The sequence below is a fragment of the Variovorax sp. P1_H12_2 genome (assembly GCF_056405335.1).
This window is the reverse complement of record NZ_JBFUCI010000731.1, coordinates 1-1,420: the sequence shown is the minus strand read 5'-3', so window position 1 is coordinate 1,420 and position 1,420 is coordinate 1. Positions and strand designations below refer to the sequence as shown.

2 protein-coding genes are annotated in these 1,420 nt (G+C 50.3%); one reads left to right on the top strand and one right to left on the bottom strand.

Annotated elements, in window-relative coordinates:
• The coding region (locus AC1D2K_RS34650) for a hypothetical protein (RefSeq protein ID WP_478094959.1) at positions 1-657 on the top strand (657 nt) is incomplete at its 5' end.
• Positions 658-712: 55 nt separating this feature from the next.
• Here the strand turns inward: AC1D2K_RS34650 and AC1D2K_RS34645 are convergent.
• A partial coding sequence (locus AC1D2K_RS34645; protein ID WP_478094958.1) for a hypothetical protein occupies positions 713-1,420 on the bottom strand: 708 nt, incomplete at its 5' end.

Here is a 1,420-nt window from a genome sequence, read left to right as displayed (position 1 = left end):
GCGGAGGACAAGCTTCGGTTGACCGGAGCGTTGGCTGACGATCAACTCTATTTAGCGGTGAGAGACAAGGATCGGCTTGCGCACGCACTGGAGGCTAGCCACCGCGTTGCTTTCAAGCGCCGAAAAATTCTCCTCGCATTGCCACCTGATCAATTTGTAGGAAAGACTCGGGATGGCTGTGAATTCAGCGACTACGAATCCCTCATCAGGTTTGTCGTGAGTGCGACCGTGACGGCAGCTGGAGGTGAGGCCTCAGTATTGGTCAATTTGCATCCGCGCATCGCTCCGGAATCGGTCCCCTATCTTGCCGATATGGGAGTTGTGGTGGTGGCTGACCCGATCGAAAGTCTGGTACCTCTGGCGGATATCTATATCGCGGTAGCCTCCGCAACCATTCGTCTCGCTGTGTCGTGTGGAATACCCGTGATAAATTACGATGCGTATGCGTATGACTATGACGATTACAAGAATTTGAGTGGTGTTGTTGAAGTTAAAACGAAGGCCTCCTTTTCTGCCGCAGTGAATGCGTTGTCTAACGATGAGGCTGAATTCGCAAGAGTAAAGGCGGCTCAGATCAGTACTGCAGCAGACCTTTGTGTGCTTGATGGGCAGGCAGCATCTCGCATGCTGGCCTTGTTTGACGAACTCTCGTCGTAGTTGCGTCCCGATCCGGGCATGGTTTCTCACCCAAGCCTAGCGATCGTGAGGGAAGCTACTCGAAAAGCTTTTTAAGAGATGCAGATTTTCGGAGCGAGAGAAGGTATTTCGGCAAAAGAAACACCCGGTTTCCGATGAATTTGATGACTGGCACCCGCTTGAGTGCTGAAAATTTCCGGCCTAGCAGGCGCTGCGCCGCGAAAAGTTGTTTTTGTCCGGAATCTTCATTTCGGAAGTCGACTGCGTTTGCGCTGATGCCGTTATTCGTGGTCGGGCGGCTGACGAAGCATTTGGATTCGTCAATGTGAAAGCAGACAATAGACTCATAAAAAGCTACTGAGTAAACACGTTGACCATAGGTGTTTTTAACTGCATTCACGGCGGGAAACCGTGAATTCAGAGAGTCGATGATTCTTTTCGAAAAGTTGATAAACGAATACCGCGAAGGGTTTCCGAACTCGCTCATATAGCTTGTATGAACGTCTTCAACCACAAGCATTCCTCCGGAATTTATTTGGGGGATGCACCTATCGGCGGTAAGAATCTGCTGATGATTGGTGTGCCCGCCATCGTCAAGGACTACGTCAACCTTTCCGACCGATGCAAAAAAATTCGCCCAGAACGCAGGATCTGACTGGCTGCCTATGAAAATAGGAAATCCTTCCTTCTCCCATTTTTTTGCGGCCGGATTGAGATCAATACCTATGATGGTGGCTTGGGGACCAAAAAAACTCCGCCACATGAAAAGCGAGCCGCCGTTTAG